Raw genomic sequence first — 19,313 nt, 5'->3', positions numbered from 1 at the left:
CCAGCAGTTCGCAACCCTGGCCGAACAGACCGCAGCTCGCCTTGTCCGCGGCCGCGAGCGGAGAGCTGTCGCCGGCGCAGTGCGTGCTGTACGCGGGCGTTGCCGGGCCCTGCGCTAGAAGGTCAGGTTCCAGGCGTCGATCTTGCCTGTGTCGGAGGCGGCGTTGTCGTTGACGCGCAGCTTCCAGGTGCCGTTCCCGAGCTCCGAGGAGGCGTTCACGGTGTAGGTCTGGGCGATGTTGTCGGCGCTGCCGCCGGCGTGGTTGTGCAGCGTGTAGACGGTGCCGTCCGGCGCCACCAGGTCGACCTTCAGGTCACCGATGTAGGTGTGCTTGATGTCCACACCCACCTTGAGGGTGGCCGGGGCGTTGCCGGTCACGCCGGTCACGGCGATCGGGCTCTCCACGGTCGCGTTGTCGTTGACGGCGAAGTCCGCGAGGTTCTCGAAGTACTTGCCGGGCGGCGGGGTGGTCCCGACGGCCTTGAGGGCGTCGACCTGTCCTTCGCCGAAGAACGAGTTGCTGGCCGTCGTGCCCGTGCAGCGGCTGTCCGAGGGGCAGGCGATGTCGTTGGCCTGGGCGGCCAGCTTGGCCCGGATCTGCGCCGGGGTGATACCCGGGTCGGCGCTGGCGATGAGTGCCGCCACGCCGACCACGTGCGGGGTGGCCATCGAGGTGCCGCTCTTGCTGCCGTAGCCGCCGCCGGGGACGGTGGAGTACACGTTGCTGCCCGGCGCCGCGACGTCGATGACGCCCTGCCCGTAGTTGGAGAACGAGGCCTTGGTGACGCCCGTGCCGTTGGCCGCGACCGTGACCACGCCCGGCAACTCGGTCGGGATGTCGAGGCAGGCGTTGGTGATGGTGCGGGTGACCGGCGTCGAGTCGTTCGGGCTCGCGGAGTCGGTCGTCTTGTGGGCGAGGTCGTAGTTCTCGTTGCCCGCCGCGGCGATCTGGAGGGAGCCCTTGCCCTCGGCGTACTCCTGGGCGCGCTTGACACCCTCGATGATGGCGGCCTGGTCGATGTTGTCCGGGCAGTTGAACTGCCACGGGTCCGTGTAGTAGCTGTTGTTGGTGACCTTGAAGCCGTGGTCACCGGCCCAGACGAAGCCGCAGATGGTGTTCTCGGCGAAGAAGAAGGAGTTGCCCGGCTCGGCGACCCGGACCGCGGAGATCCTCACCCCGGGGGCCACGCCGACGACGCCCTTGCCGTTCTTGGCCGCGGCGATGGTGCCCGCTACATGGGTGCCGTGCGTGTCGACGTCCCGCCAGGCGCCGGCACGGGTGTCGGGCTTGCCGTAGGCGCAGGAGACCGAGTCGGCCGCGTCGAAGTTGGGCGCCAGGTCCTGGTGCCGGTCGTCCACACCGGTGTCCAGGATGCCGACCTTGACGGAGGCGGAGCCCGGGTTCACGGCCCAGGCCTGGTCGGCCTTGATCTGGCTCATGTCGGCCCGGACCGGTTCTCCGGCCGGGGTCGAGGCCTGGGCCGGATCGGCCGGGAGCGCCGGGTTGTAGGCGTCGGCCGGGACGTCCGAGGTGCGCGTGGCGCCGACCTGCTGCACGCCGGCGACGCCGCGCATGGTGGCGGCGAATCCGCTGGACGCCGAATGGGCGACGATCACGCCGATGGCGTCGAAGTTCGAGAAGACGGTGCCGCCGTTGGCCGCGATCGCGGAGCGGACCGCCGAACTGTCACCGGGGGCGGTGATCACGAGGTAGGCACGCGTGCCGGCCACCCAGGTCGCGTTCCGGGAAGCCGGTACGGCGGCCGGAGCGTGGGCCTTGGCGGCCGGCGCGGTGGAGGAGGCGACGGGGAGCGTGCCCGCGAGGGCACCCGGGGCGCCGAACGCGAGGGCGGCGCCGAGCGTGGCCGCCAGCACCAGCGTGCGTCTGGGGCGGCTGGATATGTGGGGTATCAATGCGTCCTCCGGAGACGGCCCGGCCGTGCTGAGGGCACCGGCCGGGCCGTACGAAACGAGTGGTGGATGCAAGATGTCAGGTTCATGCTCCCGTACGGAAGTACCTTTCCGCGCACGGACGTCATAGGGGCATGGCTGAAAAGAGACGCACTCCGGGCAGCCGGGCCCGGGGTTGATCGCGTCCTGGAGTTGTGGGGACGCGATCAACCGCGCTCTCGTCGACATCCGGCACGAAGGCCGCCAGACAGACCAGTTGCCCTGCCCCGCTCAGCCCAGTGATCCCTGCCCCCGGACAAGTGGCCGAGCACAATAGCAGGCTTCGGTAGGGTGACCGGCCTGGCCTCAACGGGCGACGGGTCTGCGGCCGCGCGAACCGCATGCGAGGTCACTAGCCGCCTCCGTCCCCGGGCGCTACTCGCTCCCGGAGTCACGGCTTGTCTGGTGAAGCAGTCGCGGCGTGTCGCGAACATGGCGACAATGTCAGGGCTGAGATGACACACGGGGGTGTCGAGTGGACCAGAATGACTTGGCGGCGATGGCCGCTCAGGCCCTGTTCTCCGTCCTGGGGGGCGCGGCCAGCACAGCGGCATCGCAGTTCACGCAGGACAGGTTGAACCGCTCCGCTCGCGGTCGCGCGGCTCTGGACGGCTTGAACGCCTCTCCTGGTGATCCCGCTGCCCAGCGTGATGTCCAGGCCGCCCTTACTGACGAAATCAGCGGCGACTCCGAGTTCGCTGATCGGCTCGCCGTACTTCTGCATGCACCCGTACAGCAGACCACCGGAAGCGTGGTCATCACGGGCAGTCGGGTGAGGCACAACCAGATAGCACTGGGCCCTTTGACGATCAACAACACGCCCGGCACACGGGCCTTCCTCGCCTTCGCAGTTGCGCTGCTGCTTGTCCTGGTTGTGCTCGGCGCGTACGGCGGCGTGCAGATCATCACCGCCGACGACGAGCCGAAAGCCCAGCCTCAGGCGACTGGGAGCCTGGAAGGAGGAGAGCCGACGCCACGGGACAGCGACGGTGGCGAAGGCAGGACCGACGGCCCAAGGGTAATGACAGCCGCAGAGGCCGACGCAGCCCTGCCCACTATCGAGGACATGCCGCCTGACTGGGGGGTTTTCGACGACGACCGCCACCTGTACTACACAGACCACGAGTTGAAGGACTGCTACGCGGACGGGACGATGTTCGATACCGACGCGGAAGACGGGGACGGCATCCGCCCTTACGCCTGGTTCCGAATCTACGCCTGCTCATCACCGGCCCGGGCCGCTGCTGCGTTCGACGAGTTCGGCCCGACGAGCAAGGTGACAGCGATCCTTCTACCGTCGCTTGGCGATGAGAGGACAGCGTGGACATACGGCGGAGACAGCGAATCGGCTACGTCGTTGGTCCGTATGGGAACAGTCGTTCTCAAGCTGGACTACGCGTTTGGCGTGCGGCTGCAGCCGGCGCATCAGGATCGGATCAAACAGTGGAGCCGCATGGCCGCAGAACGCGTCCAGCGCACCCTCGCCAGCACGTGACGGACAGCGCCACACACCGAGCCAGCCGCGTTTCATCACTACCGAGTTGGGAGCCGCAGGCGAGCTAAGTGGCTGCAATCCAGCTGCCTGGCAGGGGCGCCCAGCCGGGACACCGTCGGCCGCGTCATCAGCGCCCCATCTCGGCCGCCCAGCCAGGCCGATGCGGTGGCCGTTGCGACGGTCCTGGCCCGCCGGGCCGCCGGGGGAGTGATGTGCCGCCTCGGCTTGTTCTGTGACCTCGTGTCGCGACGGCTGGTCGCGCCATGGGGCAAATTGGGATGCTTTTCTGCGGCAGGCTCGTCAGACTCGCGGGATGGCTGCGAAGATCACCCGCTTCAACCCCGACCAGTTACATGAGACGCCGGGCTATCACCACATCACCGTTGTGGAGCCCGGCCGAACGGCTTACCTGGCGGGGCAGTGCCCGCTCGATCAGTGCGGCTCCCTCGTTGGGCCGGATGCCCTCGAGATGCAAGTCGACCAGGTCGTTGCGAACGCAGTTGCCGCCCTCGCGGCGGTGAATGCCCAGCCACATCACGTGGTGCGTTCGGTGATCTACGTGCGGAGCGACGACAGGGAGGACTTGGGCATCGTGTGGGGCCGGCTTACCGCTTCCGTCCTCGGACCGGCATTCACGTCCGCCAGCACGCTCTTGGGGGTTGCGCAGTTGGGCTTCGCTGGGCAGCTGGTCGAGGTGGACCTCACCGCCGCGCTGCCCGACTGAACGGTGCCTGACCCCGGTGCCGGGTCGAAATGTTCACGAGCTTCGAGCTTCGACAGCACCGTCCCTCCCGTGATCGGTAGCCTGCTCGGTGCGGAGGGGCAGCGGAGTGAATGCGTGCCGCCAGCGATGCCTCCCGTTCTCGTGAACGAGACGGTGAACAACCGCTGTCGAGTCTCGTAGACATAGCCAGTAGCCGGCGGGCCGAGGGTGGAGGTGCTGACAATCACCTTGCGATCGATCAAGCTGCCGGGCTCCTCGGAGGGCCCCGGGTGGCGGCCGGACCGACGCCACGGTGTTCGCAGCTTCTTTCACTCGGGCCACGTCAGCCGCAGTGGTTCCCACGGCACCCCCTGACTACTTTGGCGGGCTCGCCGGGCGGGCTGAGCAGGGGCACGCTGGGAGGCGTGAGCAGCGCGCCGATCGTCGTACACCCGCCCTCCCGCACGGGCGGCCGGAGAGCCACCGTCAACTCCCAGGGCCAGGACGAGATCTTCGGCACCGCCTACAGCGATCACCATCTGGTGGTGTTCCTCGAGGGCTCGGGCATCCAAGATCCCGACAGCATCCTGGACGACGACCCGGCGGATCGAGTGGCGCGGCGGCCGCGCCCACCAGTGGAGTGCTGCCTGAGTGCCTGACGCTGTCGGGGGCCTTGGAATCGGGGTGACCGGCCCAGGTTTCGCACAGAGGCAGAGCGGCAGTGCGCTCAAGCGGCGGGCTTTCGAAGGCGATGGGCTGGGAAGCATCCGAACGTGGCCAGCTCCGAGGACAGACCGCTCGCAACCGATGACCCTGGCAACGCCTTGCTCGCGTTCACGTGGGAAGACCAGGCAACGCCGCCGGGAGATGCGCCACTGCCGGCAGCGCTCGTCGCCCTCTGGTGTGCGGGCCGGGTCCTCATGGTCTTCGATCGGTACCGTCAGTCCTGGGAACTTCCTGGCGGGCGCATCGAGTAAGGTGAATCGCCTCGTCAGGCAGCTCTGTGCGAACTGTTGGAGGAGAGCGGGCAGGAGCCTGACGGACCGTTGCGGCTCGTCGGCTATGCCAAATTTGTACTGGCACCCGACCAGCGAGTCGAATACCTGGCCGTGTTCGCAGGTCACTGTGCCGGAGCCCGCGACTTTCAGGCCAACGAGGAGACCGCAGCGGTTCACTGGTGGGATCTTCTCGAAGCACTCCCAGGGCATGTTCAGCGCATGGACGCCTAATCTCGCCGAGCTCGCGCGCTGCCCAGCAGTTCGCCCCACCCGGGCTGAGTGGCCGACGCTCCGCCTACGGCGTCTGCGGGTGCAGCCAGCCGACCCGGTGCTCGGGATCGCGCACGGGGTGCGACACAGCCGCGGCGGGTCCGTGCTGGAGGAGGCCGGTCATCGGCGCGGCCGGCAGCGCTGTCGGCCTTGAAGAAGGCAGTCCCACCAGCTCCGCGTCCAGCAGCCTGTCCGTCCGCGGCTCGTCCGTCGTCAAGACGGCATTCACGCCAGCAGCCGCTCGGACGTCAACCGGCAATCCGGCGAGCGCGGCCAGGCGCTCCCTCTCGTCCAGGCCGTCGTTGCAGCACTGCCCGCATGTTGACCGCTGCGCGCCCGGCAGGGGTAGAAAACCCCAGATTCCTGGGGTACCCAGGTGCCTGCCGCGGTCGAACACTGAGGTCATGAACACCTCGGAGAACATCCTCGTCAAGAACAAGGAAACCGTGCGCGCCTTCATCGACGCACTTTTCACCAAGGGCGACCTCGGCGCGATCGACGACTACCTTGCTGCGGACTTCGTCGACCACGACCCTCCACTGAACGGCCCCCCCGACCGCACGGGCATGCGCTCCGCCGGCGCGCTGTTCCGGGAGGCCTGCCCGGACTGGCACAGCGAGCCATACCTGATGATCGCCGAGGGCGACCTGGTCGTCGAGTGCTTCACCGCGGCCGGCACCCAGCGCGGCGACCTGTTCGGAGCGCCGGCCCCGGCCGAGGGCCGAACCGTGGTCCTGCGCGGAATCAACGTCTTCCGGGTCCAGGGCGAACGCATCGTCGAACGGTGGGGCCGGCTCGACGAACTCGGCGTCCTGGAGCAACTGGGCATCGTCCCGGCACCGGCGTAACGTCGAAGTCATGGCAGGAGCGACGGCCGCGGCGGCGCGCCTGGAGCACCGGACGTCGGCCCTCCTGGCCCTGTGCCGGGCCGGGCTGGACGCGGGAGCGCTGCGCTCGGGCTTCCTTTCGCGACTGCGCATGATCGTCCCGGTGGACGCGGCGTTCTTTGCCACCGTCGACCCGGCGACCCTGTTGTTCACCTCCGCGGTGGCGGAGGACCCGCTCGGTACGGCGACGTCGCTGTTCCTGGAGAACGAATTCGGGCGTCGGGACGTGAACAAGTTCGCCGCTCTGGCCGAGTCGCAGCATCCGGTCTCCTCCCTGGACCAGGCCACTAGCGGCGATCGAGCCACCAGTCCGCGCTACCGCGAGGTGATGGCCCCGCTTGGGTTCGGCGACGAGCTGCGCGCGGCTCTGGTCGTCCGCAACCAGTGCTGGGGCGTATTGTGCCTGCACCGCCAGAACTCGCCCGCCGGGTTTTCCGCCGAAGAGCTGAGACTGGTCCGCCGCCTGGCACCGCACCTCGCTGAGGGACTGCGGCAAGCCGTCGTCAGCGATGCACGCGACCCGGCGGCGGTGTCCTCGCCCGCCGAGACGGCGGTCCCCGGCATCGTCGTACTCGACAGCAGCCTGGCCCTGGTGTCCGTCAGCGCAGAGGCCGAGCGGTGGCTCGCCGATGTACCCGATCATCTGTGGTCCAACACCAGCGATCTGCCCGTTCCCTTCCAAGCGGTCGCCGCCCGGTTGATCGCCGCCGAACGAGAGCAGTCCTGGGAATCTCCACTTCCGGCCGCGGTACGCCTCCGCGGCCGCTCCGGCCGGTGGCTTTCCCTGCACGCAACCCGCCTGCAGGACCCGGCAGGTCCACGGATCGGCATCGTGACCCAGGCCGTCCCACCGGCCGAACTCGGCTCTCTGCTGCTGAGTGCTCACGACCTCACCCAGGCTCAGGTCCGCGTCGCGGCCCTCATCATCCGGGGCCGCTCCACCCGGGAGATCGTCGCCGAGCTCCACATCTCCGGTAACACCGTTCAGGAACACCTGACAGCGATCTTCGACAAATTCGGTGTCCGCAGCCGGCGGGAACTGGTGGCCGCGGTGCTGGGGAGCAACGCACGGTAAGGCTGAGGTGCGCCCCCCCGGAGATCACCCGTCGGCCTGCCGGGCAGGGCATCATCCGCGGCATGGTTCCATCACCGCCCGCCCCGCCGAGGTCGAGGACCCGAAATCACCGGTCATTTGGGAGGGCGCCTCGTGATGGGCACCAGGCCCTCGGCGGTCGCCACGCCGGTCGAGCGCACCAACCGCTACACGAGCCTCGTCGCGCTACCGGACGGCATCAAGGCCGAGCAGGTCACCCACACCTCAGGAACCGCCCGGCCCCCCTGGCGGGCTGAACCCAGGGTGCCTCTTACCCACTGAGCCTCTTTCATCCTGTGCTGCACGAGTGAAAGAGGCTGGTCAGTGACGTGGTGATGCGGCAGGGCCCCTCGTCGTTGGTGTGGTGATCTCACTCATCACACCAACGCGCTCACTCGCCAACTATGGCGGGTTGACCGCGCAGGTCATCAGCGGGTCTTGGGTGGAGGGCCACGTCCAGAGCAAGGGGGCTGCTCAGGTTCTCCGACCGGGCCGCAGTGTTCACGCTGCCGGGGCGACCTCATCATTAGCGCTGTGGCCCCGCAGGACGACGGACACGGGCGGCCCATCCATCTGGAGCTGTGCCCGGCCTGCGACGTCGTCAGTTGTCGTCGGGTACAGGTCGTCGCGTACGCGCAGTAGCCGTACGGGGTGGCGGAAGCGGCCGGCTTGTGGGTCTTGCGTTGGCAGGTGGCGCAGGGCCCGTCCTGGCTGCCCAGGCAGACGAACGCGGACGGGTCAGGGTCTGCGACCGGGGGCGGGGGAGTGCTCATGGCGTCGGAGTCCTTGCGGCGGACGGTTGAGGGAGGCCGGGGTGGTGGGGGTGGTGCCGCGGGGTAAGTCGGTGATGCCGAGCTGGGTGTCGGGGCGGCAGTGGGTGCAGGCGCGCAGGTCGTCGGCGAGGAGGCGTCGTGCTTCGTCGCGACCGACGGGACGCCACCGCTTGCCGGCCATATGACAGTTACCGGCATGGATCTGGATCGGCGGGCGGCCGGCGCCGATGCCCAGCTCCACCGTTTTCCCGGGCGCTCGGGGCGCCCGGGATACCGGCGCGAGCGGGCGGCGATCGCGGTCTTTTTCGTCGATCGAGAGCACGACTGCCCCCTCAGGCGGTTCCAGATAGAGAGCACACACGTCGGCGGCCCGCTGCCAGAAGTCGGGGGGTGTCCCGGCGGGTGAGCCAGCCTCCGACCTTGTGCGGCTTCAGGTCCAGATCCGCCAGCATCCGGCCGACCTGGGAAGCAGACACTGACGCGAAGCACGTGCCGGCCACCCGTTGCGCGATGGCCCGATGTCACCAGGTCGCTTCCGGGTGCGGCGGCTCGCTCGTCGCGGTGGCCACGATCGCCATGCGCACCGCTGGCCCGTAGGTCCTCGGCCGTCCCGACCGTTCGGCAGCTCGAAGGCCGGCCGGCCCCGCAGGCGGCGAACCGTCCCCGCCACTTGCGCACCGTGCTCACACTGATCTCCAGCTCCGGGCGATGGCGTCGTTGGCGAGCCCGTCCGCTGCCGCGAGCACGATCCGGGCCCACAACACCGCCCGAACCTGAGACTTTGCAGAGGCCACCGTCCTCAGCAGCCGCTCGCGGACCTCCATCCCGAGCACCACCTCAACTGCCGTCCCCGTCCGCTGGCCCCACCGCACACGGCCATGATCACGGCGGGTGGGACGCCGCACCCTGCAATACGGGCCCGTGCCGAGCCCCCCACATCGATGCAGCAACACGTGCGGCCAGTGCCCGAACCATCATGCCCACCAGTGCTGGCCGCACATGAACGTCATCACGGTCCGGTTCCGCACTCGGTTCGCTCGTACAGCAGCCGAATTGCCGGACAAGCAGACTGTGCCGCTATGTCGCAGGCGAAGCCCCAGGCACTGCTTGAGTTCTAGTGGTCGTCGCAACGCCCCAGTGCAAGGGGTGCGATGGACTTCAAGATCCGCGACAAACGTGGCCCTTCTCGCCGTTGCCGACGCCGTCGATGAGAGCGGACTGCGGGACCGGTTCGAACAGGGTCGGCGGCATGGGGGGCGTGGCGAGGAAGGCGACGATCCTCGGAATCTGGTCCGCCACGCTCGCGCTGTGCTCTGTGAACGCCTCGATCGAAGCGAACCTTTGAATGACCAGCAGCGGTCCGTCGGCATCTCCGCGCGGGCGGTGTACCGAGTAGTGAAGGCACCCCGGTTCGGCGCGGATCTGCGGAGCGAGTTCGGCCAGCACCTCAAGGAGGTCCTCGCGTCGTCCGTTCTTGGGCTCCATCGTGGACACGGCAACGACCGCGCCGGTCCTGATCGGCTGGTCGCCCTGGAGCACTGCCAGTGCCGCGTCTGCCTCGGCCTGACTGCGCAGCCGGATCTCCCGGCCGCCCACTGCCGCTGCGGCCGAGGCCGCGACGGCGATCGCACCAACCTGGTCGGCACTGACCCAGTCCGGATCGCCGGAGTCGACCAGGCGGGTCCTGACCGGCCCGAGGACCAGGGCGAAGACCCGCTGCTGTCCTGCCGCCTCGGCCTCGACCACCTGCCGCATCATCAGCAGGGTGGCCTGCTCCATGCTGACCAGGCCACTGCCGGGAACCGGCGTGAACGCGAAGCCCCGACGATCAACGTGTAGGCGCCACGGGCGTTCAGCCTGGGCAGGAAGGCCCGCAGGACGGCCACGTGCGCGGCCGCGAGCCCGACGAAGGCGTTCTGCCAGTCGCTCTGGTCGATCTCCCAGAGCCGCTTGCCGGCCCACCACCCACCGATCGGGGCCACCACGTCGTCGACACCACCGAGCCTGCGCTCCATCTCCTCGGCAAGCTGCTCGGCGCCGGCGAACGTCGTGTAGTCGTGGACTACCAGGTGCAGGCGGTCGGTCGCCGCGTCACCGAGCACGCGCCGGACTCCTCCGACCGCTCCTGGGTGCGGGTCGGGACAACGACGTCCGCACCGGCAGCCAGATAACTGCGGACGACACCCTCTCCCACGGCTCCCGTGCCGCCCGGAACGACAACCCGGCGACCGGACAGATCGGGAAGTGCATTGCTGCAGTGCATGAGATGACTCCTCGGGAGCGGTGCGGGGCAGTCGACCGGCGGTCCTTCACTGACCCCACTCACTTGTTGGGCAAGCCAACGTTGGTTATCCCAACATAGCAGGTGTGTGTTGGGGCGGCCAACGGTTAGGATGGGGGCATGGCGGACATGGATCACGCATTGCAGCCCCCGGCCCGACTGCGTGAGCTCGCCAGTTGGCAGACGGGCAAGGTGTCGACGCTCGGCGCCCGGCTGACCGTGCAGCGCATGCCACTGAGTGCCCGCGCCGATTTCGCTGTCCTGGCGGCGCTGGAGGAGTACGGAGCGCTCAGTCAGGCCGAGATCGGCCGCCGCCTCGGCCTCGACCGCAACGACGTCAGCGGCATCCTCAACCGCCTGGAAGGCTGCCGCCGGGTCGACCGGCAGGCCGACCCCGCCAATCGGCGCCGCAACGTCGTCACCCTCACCGCTGCCGGAAGGCAGCACCTCGAGGAACTCCAACAGCACGCCGATGCCGTCCAGGCCGAACTGCTCGCCGGCCTCGACGCCGCAGAACGACGACAGCTTCACTCCCTGCTTGCCAAGCTGCTCGACAGCCACAAGCCGCAACCCGCTTAGGTGACGTTGCCCGCAGCGACAGCAACCGGGACAACACCCTGCCCAGCGGACTGCCCGCTAGCTCTCCTGGCGGAGCCCTCCACTGCGCAGCTGGCCTCCACCTCGGCGGATCGACCATCCGATCAACCCCCAGCGCACCGAAGAGGGAGTAGCCGAGGGTTTCTGCGTTCGCCTGGCAAAGAAACTGGCCACCCCTGCGGAGTCAGACCCGGCTGGGGCTCTTGGGCGTTTGTCGGCAGCGCGGAGGCAGCGGCGCGGAGCCGCTCTGAGTCGTACAGGTGACAGTTCGTCCAGGCCCAGAACACAAGGCTTCGGCGTAGTCGCGTGACGACACCCGGTACATGGACGCCGCTGTGAACCAGCTGCGGGCGGACGGGTCGATGTCCGCAACGAGGACGTGGCCCGCCTCTCCCCGTTCGTGCGGCAGCACACCAACATGCACGGCCGGTACTCGTTCAATTTCCCCGACCTGCCCGGCGGCCTGCGCCCACTGCGCGACAAGGACGCCACCGGCGACGAGTGATGCGGCAATGCCGTTCGGCATCATCGGCTCGCCGTGGTCGCTGACCAACTCGACCAAGGCGTGCATGCTGGTCAGCGACCCAGAAGGGGTTCGGGGAACCGTCTCGCCCGCCGAGGCCGTGACGGCTTCGGCGGACCCGCCCGTCCCGTGGGCGGCCCGGCACGCCCTCTGCCGGCGCGAAGGCCGGCGGTACCGGGGTCACGGCGGTGCCCGTGGGCGGCGGTGGGGTGTGGGGACCTGCGGTCAGGCGGTGTGTCGCGGCGATGGAAGGCGAGGGCGGGTCATAGCCGTGTGGCCGTGCGGATCAGCCCGGCGAGGGCGAGGGAGCGGCTGTGCGCGGGCCAGGCGATGTGGGTGACGACGGGGGGTGCGTCGGTCAGGGGGACGGCAGTGTGCTCGGCCCATAGCCAGGCGCGGGCGGAGTCGGGGAAAACGGCCACGGTGCGTCCGAGGGCGATCAGCTGGGCCAACTGCGTCTGGTCGTGGATCTCGGGGCCCGGGCCGGGTGGGTAGGTGCCGTGGCGCGACCAGCGGGCGAGTGGAAGATCGGGGATGTCGCTGACGTCCGCCAGGGACAGAGTCCTCTGCGCGGCGAGGGGGTGCGAGGCGGGCAGGATGGCGATCTGCCCCTCGGTCATCAGTTCCTCGCTGTCGAACCCGGTGAGGGAGTTGAACGGCGCGTGCATGAGCGCCACATCAGCGCGGCCATCGCGCAGCATCCCTTCCTGTTCACACGTGCCGCTCGGTAGCACCTCGATCTCGGCGGCGTCGGGCTCGGCCGCGTAGGCGTCGAGGAGCTTGTGCAGCAGCTCGTGAGACGCGCCGGCCTTCACTGCCAGCACCAGGCGGTTGCGGGGGCCGCCCGGACTGTCGGCGCCACCGGCGCGACGGGTGCGGCGAGCGGCAGCGGTGGTCGCGTCGAGGGCTGCGCGGCCCTCGTGCAGCAGCATCTCTCCGGCGCCGGTCAGGGAGACGCCGCGGCGGTTGCGTGTCAGCAGACAGACGCCGAGGCGCCGCTCCAGCTGCTGGATCGCCCGGGACAGCGGTGGTTGGGCCATGCCGAGGCGCTTGGCGGCGCGGCCGAAGTGCAGTTCCTCTGCGACGGCCATGAAGTACCTCAGCTCGCGGGTCTCCAAGGTGTCCATGGCCACAGCATACCCCGGTGATACCTACTGGGTATGACAGGGCACTGTATCGGTATTGGATGCGCCGCTTGTCCGCGAGGGAGCATCGGCGGCATGAGCGAAACCATGAACGCACCCTCCGCGACACCCTCCGCGTCACTGCCCGGCGGCACCTGGACCCTGGGTGATCTGACCGTCACCCGCTTCGGCTACGGCGCCATGCAGCTCGCCGGCCCCGGGGTCATGGGCCCGCCCGCCGACCACGACGGCGCGCTCGCCGTCCTACGCGAGGCCCTCGCCCTCGGGATCACCCACATCGACACCGCCGGCACATACGGACCACGCGTCACCAACCAGCTGATCCGTGAAGCGCTTCACCCCTATCCCGCATCGCTGCACATCGTGACCAAGGTCGGCGCGGTCCGCGATCAGCAAGGTGGCTGGCCCCCTGCCCGGCAGCCCGAGGACCTGCGCCGCGCCGTCCACGAGAACCTTGAGGATCTCGGCCTCGATTCGCTCGACGTGGTCAATCTGCGGCTCGGCAACGCTCAAGGTCCCCAGCCCGGCTCGCTCGCCGAGCCCTTCGAGACCCTCGTCGAACTCCAGCAGCAGGGCCTGATCCGGCACCTCGGAGTGAGTAACGCGACGGCGGAACAGGTCGCTGAGGCACAGGCCATCGCGCCGATCGTGTGCGTGCAGAACGGGTACAACATCGCCTACCGTCAGGACGACGAGCTGATCGACGAACTCGCCGACAAGGGCATCGCCTACGTGCCTTTCTTCCCGCTCGGCGGCTTCACCCCGCTGCAGTCCACAGCGCTTTCCGCCGTGGCCACCCGGCTGGATGCGACGCCGATGTCGGTCGCCCTGGCTTGGCTGCTGCGGCGGTCGCCGAACATCCTGCTCATCCCCGGCACCTCGTCGGTGGCACACCTGCGCGAGAACGTCGCCAGCACGGGACTCTCGCTCTCCGACGAGGACCTCGACGAGCTGGACAAGATCGGCAACTAAGCAGGACACAGCCCGGTCCCCAGCGAAACGAAGGGGCAGGGGCAGTACGATGCGGGCCTCATCGTTGGTGACCGGGGGGCGTGTTCACACATGCTGTTGCGCGGTGGCGCCGCCGGAGGAGGCTCCACCGCGCCAGGGTTGAAGTTCAGCGTGAGGGACGGGCTCCACTCGCCGGGCTGTGGTCACGGTCGGCGGTCAGGCTTTCAGTTGTCCCGCAGGAACGCGACGACTCCGGCCCGGTGCCAGCGCTCACCGTCATCCAACTGCCCTCATACACGCCAGAGCCGAACCCGGTCGAGCTGCTGTGGGCCCACGCCAAGGGATGATGTCGAGGGCGCCGAGGTCCACGGATGCCGAGGCCAGTGGCCTGGGATGCTGCCGCTCCCAGCCCGACAGGCCGTCCGCCGCATGCTGATCACCTGGTCGTGTGCTCAGCGTCGGCTGTCGCCGGGCGCGAGCAGGCTCGTGACCTCGGCGATTGCCTCCGCCGGGGGATGGAATTACTTCCATACGTTCCCGGGCTCTTTGTGCCGGGACTTCGCCCTCAGCATCAGCAGGCTCGCCCCCGCCTCGCCGAGGTGCGTGAGCCCGGAATGCCGCCACTCGTGCAGATCCCAACCCGTGCCGCTTTTGCCGCCGAGGGCGGTGTGCTCGTCCAGCAACATGCGGGCCTGCCCGTACGACAACCGAACCAGCCCGGTGTCCGGGCACACGTCGCGCGGCGCGAGGACCTTGCCCGGGCCCGGCTTGCGGTGGGTGATGAACACCGGCCCCCGCGCACGGCCCTTGAGCAGACGGGGCAGCGTTGACACCTCCCCGAGCCCATCGGTGCCAGCCGTGCCGGACGGTGAGACCGTTAACGGCGTTAATACCTCTTCGGGTGCGGCGTCACCGGGCTCCCTCACGGCACCGACCGTTAACGCCGTCAATACCTTGGAGACGCAGGCCCCGGAACAGACGGTGCAGGACGACCCGGGACAGCCTCGCCGACTCCCGTACGGTGACCCGTTCTCCGTGGTGACCCGCCTCCACTGAAGATGGAACCGCCAGCGTTTGCTGAGGGTGCGCGGGTGTGGCTGAGGATGCTGCGCGAGAAGCAGCCTGCCGAGTACGCGGCTCTGCTGGACGAACTGGCGGGCCAGCGAGAGCACACGCCGGGCTGACCTCCGTGCCCGGAAACGCAAAGGGCCCCTCCGCTCCCAAGTCTGGGAGCGGACGGGGTCACGAGCCTGTGTGGACGGCTCACACATCCGCGCGAAAAAGGGGATGCCGACACCGGTCCGTCGCCGGTCGACCGGCGCAAGAGGGCAGCAAACACCACCTGATCTGCGACGGACGCGGCACCCCGCTCAAGGTCATCACCACCGCGGCCAACGTCAACGACGCCACCCAGACACTGGCCCTGGTTGACGGCATCCCGCCCGTCGCCGGCCGCCCCGGCCGTCCTCGCAAGCGCCCCGAAGCCCTGCTCGGCGACAAGGGCTACGACTCCGACCCCCACCGCGAAGAACTCCGCAAGCGACGGATCCTGCCTGTCATCTTCCGCAAGGGCGTCCCGAACATCAAGGACCTGGGCAAACTCCGCTACGTCGTCGAGCAGACCTTCGCCCTTCTCCACCACTTCAAACGCCTGGCCGTCCGCTGGGAACGCCGACCGAACTCCACAACAGCTTTGTCTCGTTGGCCTGTGCCCTTATTTGCTGGAGGCGACTGAACAGGCGCCGGTCCTGATCGCATCACGAGCCTTCAGCTACAACTCACCCAAAGAGCCGGCCGCCCGCGTCTGGGTGAAGTCGTACACCAGGCCCCACGCCCGATCGGTGTCCAGGACAAAGTCGCCCGTGAACACGGCGAAGTCGTCCATGATCGGGACTTCGACCTCGGCGCCCGAGGGCACGATGCCGTCTCCTGCGAGCAGAGACATCCGCTCGGCGTCACTCATCAGATGGACGACCGCGCGATCACCTCGGAAGGCCAGGATCAGCACAGGGAACTCCTTGTCCGGCGACCGAACCTCCACGTACCCCTGGCCGCAGGAACGCAGGTCGTTGAAGCGATCTGACAGGTCCTTCACCTCTGAACGTCTCTCAACCGGATGGAACAGCCCAGATTCCGGCGACGTCGCCGCCCACATCACGCTCATCCAGCCACTCTTCCCCACACAAGCCGTCGCCCGCGATCCAGAGCCACGCTCCCACGCTCCACCATGACGGGACTACCGGGACTGGGCTGCATGATCGTGTTACGAGTTCTTAGGACCATCTGGGCTGCACCGGTCGCGACGCCGACATGACCAGCGACTCCGAGCGCAGTGCCGATCTTCCGGTGAACCTGTCGGCAAGGCAGCTGCTAGGTGGCTGCTGGAGGTGACCACCGGGCCGCTCAGGGCGGCCTCGCGCTGGTTGTACGGGCGGTCCCTGCCCGTTTGCTGCTGCCCTCGCCTCATCGACCGGCATCTCGCGGCCATGCATGCGGCTGGCGCCGAAGTCATCGCGAGCGGCACCGGCCTGCGCGCGGTGTGCGGGCCGCGAGGTGTGAAGGCGTTCACCGTGGACGTGGACACGCCGTACGGGCCGAGCCTGGGCGCGACCGTCACAGCGGTGCTGCTGGCCGCCCGGGCCACCGGCACGAGCCTGATCACCCACCCTTCCATCGAGCCGGAAGTCACCGAGACTGCGCGCTTCCTCGCCGAGCGCGGCGTCCTCATCCACTTCGACGACCAAGGCCTGCACGTGATCGGCAGCGACTGGATCGGTGGGGCGAGTTCGCGGTGGCCGGGGACCGGATCGAGGCGGCCACCATGGTCATGACCATCGCTGCGGCTGGCGGTAGCGTCCACCTCGACAACATCACCGCCGCCGGCTTCCCCAGCGGCCTCGTCCAGGTCCTCACCGCGGCCGGAATCTGTCTGAGAGACGCGACGGACGGCGGCGTGCACAGCCAACCGAAGGGACCGTTGCGGGCCGTCGAAGCCGAGACAGGCCCCCATCCAGGCCTTCCCACCGATACCCGTTCCCGGTCGGCCAGCAGCCATCCCGGACCCCCTCCGCCAGACTGTGCCTGTCTGCCCGCCTGGCCCGCCCTGACCACCGTCATCAAGGGCATACTCCACCCGGTCGTGCCCACGCCCACCCACACACCCACCTCCGCCCTCTACCTCGCCCGCTGCACCGGATGCGACGCCGCCTACACCGGCCCCTGGAAACGGCTCAACACCACCTCCCGCCGCCTGAGGACGCCGCTCCGCAGGCCGGCCGCTGCGCACTGCCGCAGCTGTGCCGAACCGCCCGTCTGCCTGTCTGTCTGCGGGCCGAGACCGACCGGCAGCTTGCTGCCGTCGCCCCGGCGTCATGACAGCACCAGCGCCTGGTCGCTGTCTTGTTCGACAGCGCTCCTCGCCCCTACCAGCAGGCGGGGGAGCGATCCTGTCCCAAAAGCTGCGAGGTGGTCGTCGATCGTGCCGTCCGCGCGTGGTGCCGATCAACGTCGGCCACCGGGGGCGTGCTGGCTCACTTACGACCTCACGGTCGGGGTACTGGCGACGAACGCCACCTTCGCAGCTACCTGGCCTTCCTTGGCCTCGCCACAGTCATCTGCTGTTGAAAACAGCTCACCCGCCTCATTGCTCAGGAGGGGTCTCTGTCGGCCACCGAGTTGCCAGTGCTCCTTGCTTTGATACAGGTTGCCGTTTGTTGGAGGGAAAGCATGACCCGCATTACACCGCCACGCCCTTTTGATGTGACTTCGGCCTTTCCGGAGCTCGCGGGGATGTCCCGAACTGCTACCCGGCTGCACCCCCGAGCCGGTTCTCCCACCGTGCACGAGAGCTCGGTCGGGGGTCCGCTGCTCTGGCCGGCCAGTGAGGCGTGGGCGACATGCTCGCAGGAGCACTACGCCCGTCGGCTCAACACGCCAGAGGAGGTGCGCACGCTGCGACGGACACTTACCAAGGCATGGCGGCGTCAAAAGCCCGGAGAGGCCCTGCTTACCCAGGAGGAGAGGGCTGTCGTGGAGCGGATCCACACCGGCCATGCCCCCCGCCTGCTCCCCACTGGCTCACACCCCCTGATACCTGTGGCGCAGCTGTACGCGCGAGATGTTCCTGATATGACGTGTCCTCAAGACACAGACCTGCTGCAGGTGCTGTGGTGCCCGTTCGACGACGCGATCGAGGGATGCTCGGAAGCTGTCCAGGTGCGGTGGCGTCGAGCAGCAGATGTGACGGACATTCTGGTTGCCGTGCCCGAGCCGGCGTACATCGGCAATGACGACCTGATCCCCACGCCCTGCGTCGTGCATCCTGAACAGGTCAGCGAGTACCCCTCTGCTGACGAGCTGGAGGAGGAAGTCTGGAGGCGCCTCTACCGGTGGGAGGACGAGGTAGGGCTCAGCTACCGGGGGGATCTGTCAGGTGCGCCTGGCTGGAAGGTCGGCGGCTGGGCCGCCCCGTTCACATTCTGGGAGCCTGACGAGGAGGATGAACGCCGGTGTCCGACGTGCCAGGCTCCCACGTCGCCCTTGCTTACCGTGCCCAGCGACGAGTGGGACGGAGAGAGCGGCAGCTGGCGGCCTGTGGGCGACGAAGATGAGGCAGATGCGCCCCCGTACCCGGGCAACCGCAACCCCACGCAGGTAACGGTTAGTCGGGGCTACACCCTGCAGTTCTACGGATGTACTGGCGATCCCCGGCACCTTCCTGTCACCGTCATTCAGTGACTGTCGTCTGCAGCAAGCCGTGTTCGTAACGTATGGGCCGCTATTGCGGCGGTGGCCGGAGTGGTGAGGGGCAGCATCGAGAGGGCGAGCACGGCGGCGATGCGGGGCAGTTTCTTGATCACCCCCGGGTTGTAGCGGCCAGCCCCTCGGGAGCAGCAGGACGGGGAAGAGCGCTTCACCCAGGCGGGTGCCCGGGCGAGCCGGGGATGCGCCTGCCTGCACGGACGTCACGGCCCGCCTGTGCGTCCCCTGACCGCGAGGACGCCCCCGCACCAGGCCGGACGTGGTCCTTGCGGACAAGACACCCATGCGGCTATCGGGTCAAGCAGCCGCGGCGAGTGGTGATGGTTTCTTCGGGTGTAGAACTTCACCCGCCCGATGACACGGAGCCGTCCGACCGGCACGACCCGTGTTTCGCTGCGCTCTCATAAATCCTGGTGCGCCGGTCTGAGCCGCCTCGTACGATGCGTTGCGCACCGGCCGAGTTCACCCTGAGCGCCGGCGGCGACGACGATGTCACTGGATTCGAGTACACCTGCACGCCCGCCATCTCCTCGGCTAACTACCCGCCGGACGTGTCCAACCCGGGAAGGTCCCGCCACTGCACTCCGGTCCGCACCCGGTGCAGGATCCCATCGATCACCTGTCGATGATCCCGCCATCGGCCACAAGCGCGGGTACGTCTTCCTCGGCACCGCAACCACCGCAGCTCTGCTCATCTGGCTTCGAAGTTGAGCCCCGGTCTCACAGAGCGATTGGCCGATACGCCAGGGCCTGATCGACTATCTCATCAGCCGAAAGCTCCCGCTCCGGCGGCCAGAAGATCAAGTCGCTGACATGACCGGACGGGCATGCCAGTGCTCTGCTGAGCCTCTCCAGCCAGTCGTCTACCTCGCTAAGCATGCCCCCA

Annotated in this window: 20 protein-coding genes and 5 pseudogenes; 14 read left to right on the top strand and 11 right to left on the bottom strand. The window is 68.5% G+C overall.

What is annotated here, in order from left to right:
* Positions 1 to 114: 114 nt before the first annotated feature.
* Positions 115 to 1,875 (bottom strand): S8 family peptidase, encoded by a 1,761-nt coding sequence (locus QF030_RS03595; RefSeq protein WP_307167456.1) that lies wholly within the window; start codon positions 1,873 to 1,875, stop codon positions 115 to 117.
* Between the two features lie 550 nt (positions 1,876 to 2,425).
* Here QF030_RS03595 and QF030_RS03590 point away from each other — a divergent pair.
* The 4 genes and pseudogenes from QF030_RS03590 to QF030_RS40515 all read left to right on the top strand — a co-directional run.
* Entirely contained in the window at positions 2,426 to 3,445 is a 1,020-nt protein-coding gene (locus tag QF030_RS03590) for a hypothetical protein (protein ID WP_307161173.1), read from the top strand.
* Between the two features lie 313 nt (positions 3,446 to 3,758).
* Positions 3,759 to 4,169 carry a RidA family protein gene (locus QF030_RS03585; RefSeq protein WP_307161172.1) on the top strand — a complete coding sequence of 137 codons (411 nt, stop codon included), beginning with the start codon at positions 3,759 to 3,761 and terminating at the stop codon, positions 4,167 to 4,169.
* Between the two features lie 404 nt (positions 4,170 to 4,573).
* Positions 4,574 to 4,807 (top strand): hypothetical protein, encoded by a 234-nt coding sequence (locus QF030_RS03580; RefSeq protein ID WP_307161171.1) that lies wholly within the window; start codon positions 4,574 to 4,576, stop codon positions 4,805 to 4,807.
* A 330-nt stretch (positions 4,808 to 5,137) separates the two neighbouring features.
* A pseudogene (locus tag QF030_RS40515) lies at positions 5,138 to 5,377 on the top strand (NUDIX hydrolase); the annotation flags it as partial.
* A 64-nt stretch (positions 5,378 to 5,441) separates the two neighbouring features.
* Here the strand turns inward: QF030_RS40515 and QF030_RS03575 are convergent.
* Complete coding sequence (locus QF030_RS03575) at positions 5,442 to 5,633, bottom strand: hypothetical protein (RefSeq protein WP_307161170.1); 192 nt, start codon at positions 5,631 to 5,633, stop codon at positions 5,442 to 5,444.
* A gap of 187 nt (positions 5,634 to 5,820) precedes the next feature.
* Between QF030_RS03575 and QF030_RS03570 the strand changes: the two genes are divergently transcribed.
* From QF030_RS03570 to QF030_RS03555, 4 genes are all read left to right on the top strand, one after another.
* On the top strand, positions 5,821 to 6,264 hold the full coding sequence (locus QF030_RS03570; RefSeq protein WP_307161169.1) for an ester cyclase: 444 nt from the start codon (positions 5,821 to 5,823) through the stop codon (positions 6,262 to 6,264).
* Between the two features lie 10 nt (positions 6,265 to 6,274).
* Complete coding sequence (locus QF030_RS03565) at positions 6,275 to 7,378, top strand: LuxR C-terminal-related transcriptional regulator (protein ID WP_307161168.1); 1,104 nt, start codon at positions 6,275 to 6,277, stop codon at positions 7,376 to 7,378.
* A gap of 135 nt (positions 7,379 to 7,513) precedes the next feature.
* Positions 7,514 to 7,678, top strand: a complete 165-nt coding sequence (locus tag QF030_RS03560) for a hypothetical protein (protein ID WP_307161167.1) — start codon at positions 7,514 to 7,516, stop codon at positions 7,676 to 7,678.
* Between the two features lie 252 nt (positions 7,679 to 7,930).
* Positions 7,931 to 8,038 (top strand): hypothetical protein, encoded by a 108-nt coding sequence (locus tag QF030_RS03555; protein ID WP_307161166.1) that lies wholly within the window; start codon positions 7,931 to 7,933, stop codon positions 8,036 to 8,038.
* Positions 8,039 to 8,134: 96 nt separating this feature from the next.
* Here QF030_RS03555 and QF030_RS03550 read toward each other — a convergent pair whose 3' ends face one another.
* The 3 genes from QF030_RS03550 to QF030_RS03540 form a co-directional block, all read right to left on the bottom strand.
* Positions 8,135 to 8,491, bottom strand: coding sequence for a DUF6233 domain-containing protein (locus QF030_RS03550; protein WP_307167455.1), 357 nt, complete (start codon positions 8,489 to 8,491; stop codon positions 8,135 to 8,137).
* 836 nt (positions 8,492 to 9,327) lie between these two features.
* Positions 9,328 to 9,948 (bottom strand): putative quinol monooxygenase, encoded by a 621-nt coding sequence (locus tag QF030_RS03545; protein ID WP_307161165.1) that lies wholly within the window; start codon positions 9,946 to 9,948, stop codon positions 9,328 to 9,330.
* Complete coding sequence (locus QF030_RS03540; RefSeq protein WP_307161164.1) at positions 9,927 to 10,271, bottom strand: hypothetical protein; 345 nt, start codon at positions 10,269 to 10,271, stop codon at positions 9,927 to 9,929. Before QF030_RS03540 ends, QF030_RS03545 begins: the two co-directional genes overlap by 22 nt.
* A gap of 299 nt (positions 10,272 to 10,570) precedes the next feature.
* Here QF030_RS03540 and QF030_RS03535 point away from each other — a divergent pair, with 299 nt between their 5' ends.
* Both QF030_RS03535 and QF030_RS40510 read left to right on the top strand, forming a co-directional pair.
* The gene (locus tag QF030_RS03535; protein ID WP_307161163.1) at positions 10,571 to 11,029 is read left to right on the top strand and encodes a MarR family winged helix-turn-helix transcriptional regulator; all 459 of its coding nucleotides are present in this window, start codon (positions 10,571 to 10,573) and stop codon (positions 11,027 to 11,029) included.
* Between the two features lie 329 nt (positions 11,030 to 11,358).
* Positions 11,359 to 11,552, top strand: a pseudogene (locus tag QF030_RS40510) (Tn3 family transposase); the annotation flags it as partial.
* 281 nt (positions 11,553 to 11,833) lie between these two features.
* On the opposite strand, the gene QF030_RS03525 reads toward QF030_RS40510, so the two are convergent.
* A complete protein-coding gene (locus QF030_RS03525; RefSeq protein ID WP_307161161.1) occupies positions 11,834 to 12,697 on the bottom strand; it encodes a LysR family transcriptional regulator in 864 nt (287 codons plus the stop codon).
* Positions 12,698 to 12,790: 93 nt separating this feature from the next.
* Between QF030_RS03525 and QF030_RS03520 the strand changes: the two genes are divergently transcribed.
* A complete protein-coding gene (locus tag QF030_RS03520) occupies positions 12,791 to 13,687 on the top strand; it encodes an aldo/keto reductase family oxidoreductase (protein ID WP_307161160.1) in 897 nt (298 codons plus the stop codon).
* Positions 13,688 to 14,118: 431 nt separating this feature from the next.
* Here the strand turns inward: QF030_RS03520 and QF030_RS03515 are convergent.
* Positions 14,119 to 14,505, bottom strand: a pseudogene (locus tag QF030_RS03515) (site-specific integrase); the annotation flags it as partial.
* A 413-nt stretch (positions 14,506 to 14,918) separates the two neighbouring features.
* Here QF030_RS03515 and QF030_RS03510 point away from each other — a divergent pair.
* Positions 14,919 to 15,401, top strand: coding sequence for a transposase (locus QF030_RS03510; protein ID WP_373428726.1), 483 nt, complete (start codon positions 14,919 to 14,921; stop codon positions 15,399 to 15,401).
* A gap of 36 nt (positions 15,402 to 15,437) precedes the next feature.
* Here the strand turns inward: QF030_RS03510 and QF030_RS03505 are convergent, their stop codons facing one another.
* Positions 15,438 to 15,830, bottom strand: a complete 393-nt coding sequence (locus QF030_RS03505) for a hypothetical protein (RefSeq protein WP_307161159.1) — start codon at positions 15,828 to 15,830, stop codon at positions 15,438 to 15,440.
* 322 nt (positions 15,831 to 16,152) lie between these two features.
* On the opposite strand from QF030_RS03505, the gene QF030_RS03500 reads away from it, so the two are divergent.
* Together QF030_RS03500 and QF030_RS03495 are read left to right on the top strand one after the other, a co-directional pair.
* Positions 16,153 to 16,497, top strand: coding sequence for a hypothetical protein (locus QF030_RS03500; RefSeq protein WP_307161158.1), 345 nt, complete (start codon positions 16,153 to 16,155; stop codon positions 16,495 to 16,497).
* Positions 16,498 to 17,761: 1,264 nt separating this feature from the next.
* Positions 17,762 to 18,403: a hypothetical protein gene (locus tag QF030_RS03495; RefSeq protein WP_307161157.1), complete on the top strand. Its 642-nt coding sequence runs from the start codon at positions 17,762 to 17,764 to the stop codon at positions 18,401 to 18,403.
* Here QF030_RS03495 and QF030_RS03490 read toward each other — a convergent pair.
* The 3 genes and pseudogenes from QF030_RS03490 to QF030_RS03485 all read right to left on the bottom strand — a co-directional run.
* The gene (locus QF030_RS03490) at positions 18,397 to 18,525 is read right to left on the bottom strand and encodes a hypothetical protein (protein WP_307161156.1); all 129 of its coding nucleotides are present in this window, start codon (positions 18,523 to 18,525) and stop codon (positions 18,397 to 18,399) included. The genes QF030_RS03495 and QF030_RS03490 overlap by 7 nt on opposite strands.
* Positions 18,526 to 18,989: 464 nt before the next feature.
* Positions 18,990 to 19,070 (bottom strand): annotated as a pseudogene (locus tag QF030_RS40505) (transposase); the annotation flags it as partial.
* A gap of 77 nt (positions 19,071 to 19,147) precedes the next feature.
* Positions 19,148 to 19,297: pseudogene (locus QF030_RS03485) on the bottom strand (e9imm peptide); the annotation flags it as partial.
* Positions 19,298 to 19,313: the final 16 nt, after the last annotated feature.

It is taken from the genome of Streptomyces rishiriensis (assembly GCF_030815485.1).
In the GTDB taxonomy this organism is placed as follows: Bacteria; Actinomycetota; Actinomycetes; order Streptomycetales; family Streptomycetaceae; genus Streptomyces; species Streptomyces rishiriensis_A.
Note: the sequence above shows the minus strand (reverse complement) of the source record. Positions and strands in the feature narration are given on the sequence as shown.

Excerpts from the sequence above, each read along its gene's own strand:
- QF030_RS03585 (WP_307161172.1), top strand. The coding sequence starts at position 3,759 with ATGGCTGCGAAGATCACCCGCTTCAACCCCGACCAGTTACATGAGACG.
- QF030_RS03570 (WP_307161169.1), top strand. The coding sequence starts at position 5,821 with ATGAACACCTCGGAGAACATCCTCGTCAAGAACAAGGAAACCGTGCGC.
- QF030_RS03565 (WP_307161168.1), top strand. The coding sequence starts at position 6,275 with ATGGCAGGAGCGACGGCCGCGGCGGCGCGCCTGGAGCACCGGACGTCG.
- QF030_RS03560 (WP_307161167.1), top strand. The coding sequence starts at position 7,514 with ATGGGCACCAGGCCCTCGGCGGTCGCCACGCCGGTCGAGCGCACCAAC.
- QF030_RS03545 (WP_307161165.1), bottom strand. The coding sequence starts at position 9,948 with ATGGAGCAGGCCACCCTGCTGATGATGCGGCAGGTGGTCGAGGCCGAG.
- QF030_RS03535 (WP_307161163.1), top strand. The coding sequence starts at position 10,571 with ATGGCGGACATGGATCACGCATTGCAGCCCCCGGCCCGACTGCGTGAG.
- QF030_RS03525 (WP_307161161.1), bottom strand. The coding sequence starts at position 12,697 with ATGGACACCTTGGAGACCCGCGAGCTGAGGTACTTCATGGCCGTCGCA.
- QF030_RS03520 (WP_307161160.1), top strand. The coding sequence starts at position 12,791 with ATGAGCGAAACCATGAACGCACCCTCCGCGACACCCTCCGCGTCACTG.
- QF030_RS03505 (WP_307161159.1), bottom strand. The coding sequence starts at position 15,830 with ATGAGCGTGATGTGGGCGGCGACGTCGCCGGAATCTGGGCTGTTCCAT.
- QF030_RS03500 (WP_307161158.1), top strand. The coding sequence starts at position 16,153 with ATGCATGCGGCTGGCGCCGAAGTCATCGCGAGCGGCACCGGCCTGCGC.